General features: G+C 66.8%; 8 protein-coding genes. 3 read left to right on the top strand and 5 right to left on the bottom strand.

Annotated elements, in window-relative coordinates; all coding sequences use genetic code 11:
- The 4 genes from MKK75_RS06125 to MKK75_RS06110 form a co-directional block, all read right to left on the bottom strand.
- A partial coding sequence (locus MKK75_RS06125; protein WP_244041731.1) for a hypothetical protein occupies positions 1 to 182 on the bottom strand: 182 nt, incomplete at its 3' end.
- 229 nt (positions 183 to 411) lie between these two features.
- A complete protein-coding gene (locus MKK75_RS06120) occupies positions 412 to 864 on the bottom strand; it encodes a hypothetical protein (protein ID WP_244041730.1) in 453 nt (150 codons plus the stop codon).
- Between the two features lie 761 nt (positions 865 to 1,625).
- Positions 1,626 to 5,306 (bottom strand): DNA-primase RepB domain-containing protein, encoded by a 3,681-nt coding sequence (locus tag MKK75_RS06115; RefSeq protein WP_244041729.1) that lies wholly within the window; start codon positions 5,304 to 5,306, stop codon positions 1,626 to 1,628.
- Positions 5,303 to 5,713 carry a hypothetical protein gene (locus MKK75_RS06110; RefSeq protein WP_244041728.1) on the bottom strand — a complete coding sequence of 137 codons (411 nt, stop codon included), beginning with the start codon at positions 5,711 to 5,713 and terminating at the stop codon, positions 5,303 to 5,305. Before MKK75_RS06110 ends, MKK75_RS06115 begins: the two co-directional genes overlap by 4 nt.
- A gap of 168 nt (positions 5,714 to 5,881) precedes the next feature.
- On the opposite strand from MKK75_RS06110, the gene MKK75_RS06105 reads away from it, so the two are divergent.
- The 3 genes from MKK75_RS06105 to MKK75_RS06095 all read left to right on the top strand — a co-directional run bounded on the left by MKK75_RS06105 (position 5,882) and on the right by MKK75_RS06095 (position 9,275).
- Entirely contained in the window at positions 5,882 to 8,527 is a 2,646-nt protein-coding gene (locus tag MKK75_RS06105; RefSeq protein ID WP_244041727.1) for a PriCT-2 domain-containing protein, read from the top strand.
- A 209-nt stretch (positions 8,528 to 8,736) separates the two neighbouring features.
- Positions 8,737 to 8,997 (top strand): hypothetical protein, encoded by a 261-nt coding sequence (locus MKK75_RS06100; RefSeq protein ID WP_244041726.1) that lies wholly within the window; start codon positions 8,737 to 8,739, stop codon positions 8,995 to 8,997.
- An 11-nt stretch (positions 8,998 to 9,008) separates the two neighbouring features.
- Complete coding sequence (locus tag MKK75_RS06095; protein WP_244041725.1) at positions 9,009 to 9,275, top strand: hypothetical protein; 267 nt, start codon at positions 9,009 to 9,011, stop codon at positions 9,273 to 9,275.
- A 19-nt stretch (positions 9,276 to 9,294) separates the two neighbouring features.
- Here MKK75_RS06095 and MKK75_RS06090 read toward each other — a convergent pair.
- On the bottom strand, positions 9,295 to 9,610 hold a 316-nt coding region (locus tag MKK75_RS06090; protein WP_244041724.1), incomplete at its 5' end, for a hypothetical protein.

Here is a 9,610-nt window from a genome sequence, read left to right as displayed (position 1 = left end):
ATCCGAGCCAGCATGTCTGCGAGCGCAGCCGGACCGCCGATCTCAATGAGATCCTGGCCCTTGCGGATGAGCGCGGACCGGAAGGCGATGGCGGCCGGGGCCGTGGGCCCGTGGCGCTCGATGCCCTGGACCAGGGCGAGCACGCTGGCCGGTGTCGGCGGGTCGGGAAGGGCGGCGATCATGGCTGTGATCTTTTGATGGTGCCGACGGTGGTAGCCGAGACACCGGCCCGGCGCGCGATCTCGCGATCCGTAAGGCCCTGGCCGAGAAGGGCCATCGCGGCGCGACGCTTGTCGGCGGTAGTCCGATTGAAAAGGGGTCGCGGATCGCTACCCCCTGCGGCTGACTTTTCAGCCGTTGCGCCGCAAGGGGTTAGCGAGGGGTCGGCATCCAACTTCGAGACGATATAGATTAAATTCTACATCCGCCTCGTATGGACTGAATCGCTTGCTCAATCCCAGCTGTTTCGAACGCCTGTACCTTCATGTGATTTTTATTGTAAATTGTGATTGACGGTGCATCTTGGAGCGCTTCGCCAAATACAGGTGAAAGCTGCCCAGTTAAAACCCAACTTTTATCAGGCTCAAAGTAGTGAATTCTTACTTGGAAAACTTTAGAACCAAGTTCCAATGCGATTGATTGATCAGCATCATCGACTCGGTCGAGTAATTTCCCTTTATAACCATCTATCGTGATAGAATAGCTACGGTTAGATAAACTGCAAGTTACAAACATCGTTCCATAACTGCTTAACGCACGCCCATGCGCATTGCCAACCCCGTTTGAAAATGTCCCGCGCCATGCGGCATTGGACGATAGCGGGAACAGTATGGCGACTAACGTCAACAGCAGAATTTTTCTCATTTCTGAACGCTCTAAACGAGAAATCAGCCTATCATTACATGAAAGACACCGATAACAATATATAAAAAATCGTCGGCCCTTTCTCAAATCGATCTACAATATGCAATAGAATCTGCGGATTTTTATTGTAGATATTAACCGAGTAGTACAAACAATGAAAAGTATCGTATCTGTCATCGTGTTTCTCAGCACTGTTGCCCCTGCGTGTGCTGCATGTAAACCCCTATCTCCAGGCCAAGTCGTTACAGGCAGCGCATCAGGGGATACACCATTTGCCTGCTTCACTCTTTCGGCCTCCACAGGAAAAAAAATCACTATTAGCGTCAAATCTACAGCTAAGGACATAGCTTTTAATATCGATGGGGTCGTTGACAACCAAGACAAGCATACATTCATACCAAAAAAAGACACCTACAAGATTGATGTGTATCGGACCTTTAGAGGAGGACCAGAAAAATTCGAGTTATCTGCTAAATAAGGACGGTTTTTGGTGGCGGACGTGCATAACGAACCGACTCATTGCGTCGCCTCCGTCTAGGTTTTGAGTGCAGCCATCTCCCCGTCGGTCACCGCGACGGCTGAACACCACTGCACATGTGTCGGGATCGTCATCTCGTAGAACAGCACCCGGTAGGAGCCGAGAGCATTACGGCGCGTCTGACCGCCCGCAGCCAATCCGGTCGAGGGCGCGGCGCTCGGCCGAGGTTCTGCCGGGGTGAGGTAGGCGGTCGGGGTCGGGCTGGCGGGGCATGGCGGCTCCTTCAGGCAAAAGCTGCGACGGGTGAGAAGGGCATTCCTTCGCGCGTCTCGGCGGCAACGGGCCGGCCAACCAGCTCGAGCCAGCGCCCGAGCGTGCCGACGAGGTCGGCCGACTTGGCAGCGGGGTTGCTGGCGAGGATGGGCCGGGGCGGCAGGAAGGGCATGGGAGGAGCGGCGGGCGCGGCCGGCTCCGGCTGGGCATCCTGTGCCGGCTGCTCAACTTCGAAGCCTACCAGCGTCCCCAGACGGCTTTCCAGCCACGCCCGCAAGTCTGGCAGAGCCGCGGGGTCGTGGGCCCCCGTCCGCCACTTCTGGGCGCGGCCGACGCGCTGGTAGCGGAAGGGAGACGGAGTGCCGTCGAGCTTCATCCCGCCGTTCCGGGCCCGCCAGTCTCGGGCGGCGGCGGCCGTAGCCCACCGGGCCGGCCACGCCGCAGCCATGTCGGCGGGGCTGTCGAGCGCGACGCCTTCGCCGGGCGGTGCCACGGGCTGCCCGTCGACCGTCAGCCACTCCAGGAGGCCAACCCGGTCGGTAAGCCAGCGCCAGAGGTCTGAGGGGCGGTTCGGCAGCAGGTAGCCGGATGCCGGCTCAGCGCGGCCCTGCCGCTTGTACGCGAACACCGTCGCGACCTTGGCCCCAAAGCCTATAAGGGTATCCCTTATAGAGAAAAGGGCCATCGTCGCGACAGTGTTCTCACGGGCCGCCTTGCGCGTCGGGGCCAGGTCGGGGAATGCGGCCATGATGTCGGTCTCGCTCTCCAGGATCACGCCGGCAGGAGCCATGTCGGCCCAGCCCCCCGGTAGGGCATCTTTCCAGGCCACGGCCCGGTCGATGCTGACCGGCAGGGGCACATCCGTGATGATGTCGACGAAGGCCGGCGTCTCGGCCGTGCGGCGTAGCGGGCGGATCCGGCCAACGGCTTGGATCAACTGCGCCTCCGTGACCTGAGCCCGGAGAGCTTCCGCCACCGGGTCGGGGTGGCGCTCGGTTTCGACGCGGACCCCGGAGCCGTCGGCGAGGCGCACCCCGGCCTCGGCCTTCGGGTACCAGCAGCGGCCCTCGGCATCCGGCCGGATCCGCTCCGGCACGCGCCCCGAGACGACGCCGGCCATGCCTTCGGCGATCGGCGGGCCGGGCTGAAGCCGACCGATCGTGATGAGGCCGGCCGCGTCGCGCCAACGGTCGATGCCGGCGATACCGCCATAGTGACCGGTCTCGACGTTCGGCGGCAGGCCCAGCCCCTTCAGGATCTCGATCAGGCGTTTGGGGGCGATGACGGCGACGACGCCGGGCCACGCGAGCGCGGCGCGCAGGCGGATCAGCCTGAGCAGGTAGTGGACGATGCGCTTCGGTTCTGGCGGCTGCTGCCCCTCGACGATACCGAGCTTCGAGGCAGTGGTCGGGCTGCCGAGGATCTGGCGAGCCGTGACGTGCTCGCTCCACCGGGCGGTGATGTCGGCGCGGATCTCGACGCGCTGGCCGATCACGGGCTCAAGCAACGATGCCTCCGGCAACGTCGCGTCGATCGCCAACACGGGCGCCGACCACGACGACACTACCGCGTCGAGCGACCGGCGCTCCAGCACGCGCGCCTCGGCCTCGGGGTCATAGCGCAGGGATAGGCGGCCGGAGGCAGCCGCGTCGCCGGCCAGGAAGTCGCGCAGCTCGGCCCAGCTGCCGGCGAGCAGCCGGATTTCCGCGTTGTGCTGACCGACCACGGCGACGCTCGCCTTGCGGGCCTTCGGCTGCATCCCCGGCAGGATGTTGGGCTCCCGTTTCCGGTCCCACTCCATCTTGTAGGCGCTGGCTGCGAGCGCCCGGGTTACACCGTGGCGCGCCAAGAGTTCGCGTTGCAGCGGTCCTTCCTCCGGGTGTGCGCGCAGGGCACGCAACAGGTTGCCGCGGGCGCTGGTGAGGTCGTTGGCGAAGTTCGTGAACACCTTGAACCCGCCCGGCAGTTCGACGGACGCGCGCTCGATCGCGTCCAGCGTCATCCGGGCCGGCTTGTCCGGCAGGGCGCCGAGCACCACGCCCTCGTCGATCACGATGGCGTCGGGGCTTGGGATGAAGGCCGGCTTCTGGTGCCCGAGCAGGCTGTGCGGGACGAGCCAGACGGCGGCGTTGGCGTTGCGCTGCTGTTCCATGCCGCAGCGGTCGATGAAGGCGCATCGGTATTCCAGGCCGTCGACCTTCCGCTTGCACACGGCGGTCGCGACCGTGGCGCCGGCGTCCCGGGCATCCTGGGCGGCCTCCGGGTCGAGGCACATCTTCAGCCCCGGCGCGTCGGGGTCCTCGGCGTCGTATCCCCGGTAGATCCTCGCCTCGACACCCTCGGCGGCAAACCGCCCGGCAAGCTCTGTGAGCAGCTGATGGTTCGGGGCGGCGTAGACGGTCACGATGCCGGCCCGAGATGCCTCGGCCGTCTCGTGGATGGTGAGGGCCGATTTCCCGATCCCGGGCTCGACGCGGGCGGCCAAGGCTACGGGAGAGGGTTTTTCGGGCTCGACGGGTTTATTCGGCGCCTCGTCTGGAACCTTGCGGTTCTCCTCTTCCCAGGCTTCGTGTGCGCCTTTCCAGAGGGCGTGCGCACGCTCCCACGCTTTCAGCTCTGCACGCCATGCCGGGACATGTCGGCCGAAGAAGTCGGTGATGACGTTGCGGATCTCGCTCTCGGCTTCGCTGAGTGGCGCGCGTTGATCCGGGTAAGTGGGGTCGGCCGGCTCTTGGGCGGCACCGTCGTCCTTCGCCTGGACGCGCGCCCAGGTCTGCCCGACCACGCGGTGCAGGCGGTCCTGTGGGATGAGGAATTTACTTCCGCATCCTTCAGGATAGCGTCGGACCAGCGCCTCGAAGTCATCGGGCGACAATCCGTCGGCATAGGCGGCTTTGGCGGCGGCGAGAAGCTGGGGCCAGCGCTTCGGGACGTCGACCTCGGCCAGCAGCGCTTCGGCTTCGGAGCTGGTGCGCCCCGTCGACCCGGTTTCACCCTCAAACGAGGCGTTGGGGCGCGGCTTGGCCTTTGGCTTCGGGGCCGGGAATGCGGCCTCAAGTTCGTCCGCGGTCCAGAGTGGTCCGTCGAGGCTGATGATCCCGGTCTGCACGGCGATGCGGCCGCGGGCGACCTTCGCCTTGCCCGGGTAGTTCACTGTCCCCGGCACCCGGAACGGCTGAGTGACGACGCCGGTATCCGAGTCGCCTCCGGCTATGGCTTTGATACTCGCGCCGATGCGCGCGGCGCGGTCGGCGCGGATGGCCTGCTTGAGCAGGAACCACCGGTGTGTGTTCCCCGGCGAGGACTCGATGATCAGCGAGGGGACCGCATCGATGCGGCTGCCCTTGCCCTTGTCGGCATCGTCGTCGGCGACCGAGCCGAACGCGGCGATGGTGTCGGCGATGGTCCCGCGGCCCTTTTCGTTGCGCGCGCGTCGCCGGACGGTCCGCGTCTCGAAATAGACGTTGTGGCCGCCGTTCGACTGGCGCACGGCCTCGTCGATCATGTGCTCGGTCTCGCCGATCGCGAATTGGAACGCGAGGGTGCTTCCGCCCGATGGATGGACGACGACGAGCTGCAGCATGCCGGGATCGCCCATGCCCGCGGTGGCGGTCGCGACGTGGGCATTGATGCGCTCCACGAAGGTGCGCACCACCGTCCGATCGGCGACGAGGGGAGCCTGCGCGTTCACGCAGCGCTGCCCTGGTCGAAGGTTGCGCCGAGGCGCGTGGCGGCGTCACGAGCGAGCGCCACGGCGTCGCTAAGCGAAGCGGCCGCGCCGACAGAGCCAACGGAGTCGCCGGAGGCCGACCAATGGTCGACGCGCCAGCGGTCGCCGGCCCGCTTGTCCAGCCAGATTGAGATTTCGCCTTGGCGGCGCCGGCTCGGCACCGATCGATCCAGCACGACCGCGAGCGGCCCGCTGAGCACCGAGACCGGGATGCCATGGTGCCGGGCGGAGTAGGCCCGCGCGTCCCGGAGCGCGTGCTCCTTGTCCGGTGTGCGCTCCAGAGCGACGTAGCGGCCGCTCGCGGTCGTGCTGGATCGATCGGTGCCGAGCCGGCGCCGCCGGGGCGAAATCTCGATCTGGCTGGACAAGCGGGCCGGCGACCGCTGGCGCGTCGACCATTGGTCGGCCTCCGGTGACTCCGTCGGCTCTGTCGGCGCGGCCGCCTCGCTTAGCGACGCCGTGGCGCTGGCTCGTGACGCCGCCGCGCGCCTCGGCGCGACCTTCGACGACCCGTCCCCGCATTTCGGAGGTACAGCATGACGGCGCACGCCTTCCCGTCAGAAACCGACCTGCGCCTCGCCCTGCGTGAGAACGGCTACCACCCGGTGCCGGTCTCGAGCCCGAGCATGAACGTCGCGTCGGCCGGCAAGCGCCCCGTCATGCCGGCTTGGGAGCGTAGATGCCTCGATGCGTCCCCGGATGAAATCCGACAGTGGGGCACCCGCTACCCTGACAGCACCAACACCGGCTTGCTGTGCGGCCGGCTGGCGGGCGTCGACATCGACGTGAGAGTGTCGGAACTGGCCGCGTCGATCGCCGACCGGGCGCGCGCCATGCTCGGGCATACCCCGCTGGTGCGGATCGGCCGCGAGCCCAAGCTGTTGCTCGGCTACCGGCTCGCGATCCCCCTCAAGAAGATCCAGACCCCGGCCCTGTTCTTCACCGACGACCCGAAGGAGAAGGAAACCAAGGTCGAAGTGATGCTGTCCGGTCAGCATTTCGTCAGCTTCGGCATCCATCCCGAGACCGCTGCGCCCTACCGCTGGCCGGATGCCTCGCCGCTGACGGTCCCGTTCGCAGAGCTGCCGGAGATCACAGAGGACGGTCTCCGCGACTTCGTTGCCGTCGCCGAGGAGATGATACGGGCAGCAGGCGCAGCCACACGGCGCGAGCAGAGGCAGAAGACCCAAACCGAGGCGCGCCAGGAAAAGAAGGGGCGGAAGGTCGGCGGCTTCGGGCTGCACGAGAAGCCCGACCGCGAGACCGTCGCCGACGCGCTCCGCAGCATCCCGAACGACTTCGACTATGACGGATGGATCCGCATCGGGTACGCGCTCTATCACGGGCTCGGCGAGGCGGGGCGCGACCTCTGGGAAAGCTGGTCCGCCACGTCCCCGAAGGACGACGCAGCCCACACCGCGGGGAAATATTCGGCCTTCGCGCAGGGCCGCAGCATCACCATCGCCACCCTGTTCTGGCACGCCTCCGAGAACGGATGGAAGCGCCCAGGCGCGGGACGATCCGGCGCCCCGAAGAAGGATCGGGCCGAGCGCCGCGCCAGCGCGGACCCGGAGGCCGCGCCGAGCGAGGAGGACGACGGACGGCCCATCGTTCGCTTCGTCGCCGGCAAGGTGCCCGAGGCGGTCGACCGCATGGAGCACCTGCTGTTGAAGGCCGGGGTGGAGATCTACTCCCGGGCCGGCGCCCTGGTGCGGCCCGTCATCGACGAGGTGCCGGCCGCGAAGGGGCGGATGACCACAGTGGCGCGGATGAGCCCGCTGGTGGCCGTCAGCCTCGCCGACATGGCCGCCCGCATCATGCGGGTGCAACGGTTCGACTGGCGCGCCGAAGACTGGCTGGACATCAACCCGCCAAGCGAAATGACCCTGACGCTGCTGTCCCGCGAGGGGCAATGGCGCGTCCCACCGGTCGCCGGCATCATCACCACGCCGACGTTGCGGCCGGACGGGTCGCTGCTGACCGCGGCCGGCTACGATCCGGCGACCCGGCTCTATCTCGCCCACGATCCCGGCTTCACCATGCCGGACCTGATGGAGCGGCCGGACAAGGCAGAGGCGGCCGCAGCCCTCGCCTTCATCGAGGCGCTACTGGTTGGCTTTCCGTTCGTCGGGCCGGTCGACCGCGCGGTGGCCCTGTCAGGGATCCTGACGGCGCTGGTGCGCGGCGTGCTGCCGACGGCGCCGCTCCACGCCATCCGGGCGCACAGCCCCGGCACGGGCAAGAGCTTCCTGGTGGACCTCGCCGCCGTCATCGCCACCGGCCGGCGCTGCCCGGTGATCGCCGCCGGCAAGACCGAAGAGGAAACCGAGAAGCGCCTGGGCGCCCTGCTGCGTGACGCGGTGCCGGTCGTGTCGATCGACAACGTGAATGGCGAGTTGGGCGGGGACATGCTGTGTCAGCTCACGGAACGCCCACTTGTGCGGGTGCGGATCCTCGGCAAGAGCGAGGCACCCGAACTGGAATGCCGGTCGACCACTTTCGCCACCGGCAACAACCTTGTGCTTGCGGGCGACATGACCCGCCGCGCCGTGCTCTGCTCGCTTGATGCCGAAATGGACCGCCCCGAACTGCGGGACTTCAGCTTCAACCCGCTCGACCGCGTGATGGCGGACCGGGGCGCCTACGTCGCCGCCGCGCTCACCGTGATCCGCGCCTATCAGGTCGCCGGCTCCCCGGCCGTCTGCGGCCCGCTTGGCTCCTACGAGGACTGGTCAGCCATGGTGCGCTCACCGCTCGTCTGGCTCGGCCATGACGACCCGGTGGCAAGCATGGAGACCGCCCGCGAGGAAGACCCCGAGCTGTCCGCGATCCGCGAGCTGTTCGAACACTGGCGCGAGCACCTGACCCTCTCGGAGGGCTACACCACGAACGCCATCACCAAGGCCGCCTGCGCCAAAGCGCCCACCAGCAACTTCGACTTCAACGCCCAGGGATTCCTCCTGCCGGAATTCCGCGACTTGCTCCTGCGCCAAGCCGGCGAAGGCGGCGTCGTCAACAGTCGACGGTTCGGCAAGTGGCTGGCGCGGATCAAGGGGCGCGTCGTCGACGGACACCGGGTCGAGATGCGCGCCGACAGCAGCAACGGCAACCGGTTCTCGCTCTGCAAGGTCGGCACTGCTGCCCCAGCCAGCCGGCCAGCTGCTGTCATGGCGGAGTTCTGAACCATGCGCGCGCCGGGTTTAGGGGTTTCAGGGGTTTTAGGGGTTTGTTTCATCCCAACGCGAAGAACTGTCAGGATCGATTTGCACATGCAGGATGCGGGTGTGCCCGCACTCGCAAGCGCACACGTACATGACAGTTTGCGTGTAGCGGCCAAAACAAACCCCTTAAACCACTCAAACCCCTATCCGCCCCACGATGGGGGCGCCCGATGATCCCCGCCGCCGAAGCGTGGGGCCCATTCCGCCCCGACCTCGACCCGGCCGAACGCATCGCCCGCCTCCGCTGCCTGCGCGCCGTGGTTCACCTGTCGACCGGCCCGCGCGGGCAGGCGCTCACGGATCTGCTGCGGCGGGCCGAGCAGGATCCCGCGTTGTTGCCGCCCGCCCTGGCCGCGCTCTCCGGCCTCGACCCGCTCGACAAGCGCCGCGTGTGGGCGAGCTACGCCGCGCTGAACCGCCCCGCCGCCTGAAAGGATTCCCCGTGATCGCTGCCCTCCCCGATCCGCCGACATCAGCCAGCGTGCTCGCTCTGGTCCAGGGCATCGAGCGCCACGGGCCCACGGCCCCGGCCGCCATCGCCTTCCGGTCCGCGCTCATCCGCAAGGGCCAGGATCTCATTGAGATCGGCGGTCCGGCTGCGCTCGCAGACATGCTGGCTCGGATCTTTGCGGCCGACCCCGAGCGGGCAGATGCGCGCTTGGCTATCATCACCGCTGCGTGGGCCAACTTGGCAAAAACGCGGCCATGAGGCGTCGCCCGCGCAGCGCTTACCAGCGGATCCCTGCAGCTCTAGCCCATTCGCTTGGCTTGGCGCATCGCAGCCACGCGATGAGATCACTTAGCGCCAGCAGGGCGTCCATACGAGCGGTCGCTACGATGGGGGACTCCCCGGCCGTGTTGCGGGCCAGCGTGCCCGAGGCTTGGAGCGCGTCCCTCAACATGGTCTCCAGAGGTGCCGTGACGATGATGAGGTGGCGGAGATCCCTGACGGACTTCTCCGCCGTCTTCTGTAGAGGGTCTGCCATTCCCGGCCTCACCGCCTCGATCGCATCGATCCAGGGCCATAGGATCACAGCGAGCACG

The sequence above is a fragment of the Methylobacterium sp. J-030 genome (assembly GCF_022829545.1).
GTDB lineage: Bacteria > Pseudomonadota > Alphaproteobacteria > Rhizobiales > Beijerinckiaceae > Methylobacterium.
The sequence above is the reverse complement of the archived record's forward strand: the minus strand, read 5'-3'. Positions and strand labels throughout refer to the sequence as shown.